Raw genomic sequence first — 289 nt, 5'->3', positions numbered from 1 at the left:
GCAAGGCGAATATGGTGGATAGGGCTTATTTGATGATGGTGGAGAGGATGCAGACCAAAGGGATGTGTGATGTTGTTTCGTATAATACTGTTATTACGGCGTTCTGTAAGGCGCGCCGGACTAGGAGGGGTTATGAGTTGTTTGAGGAGATGTGTGGGAAGGGGATTAGGCCGGACATGGTGACATTTAATGTACTTATAGATGCATTTCTGAGGGAAGGAAGTACCCATGTGGTTAAGAAGCTGCTTGATGAAATGACAAGGATGTGTGTTCTTCCCGATTGTATATT

1 protein-coding gene is annotated in these 289 nt (G+C 45.0%); it reads left to right on the top strand.

The features are described 5' to 3' along the window. The coding region (locus BK665_RS33795; RefSeq protein ID WP_148053305.1) for a pentatricopeptide repeat-containing protein at window positions 1-289 on the top strand (289 nt) is incomplete at both ends.

Origin of the sequence: Pseudomonas frederiksbergensis (genome assembly GCF_003732665.1) — a bacterium.
Classification (GTDB): Bacteria; Pseudomonadota; Gammaproteobacteria; order Pseudomonadales; family Pseudomonadaceae; genus Aquipseudomonas; species Aquipseudomonas frederiksbergensis_G.
Note: the sequence above shows the minus strand (reverse complement) of the source record. Positions and strands in the feature narration are given on the sequence as shown.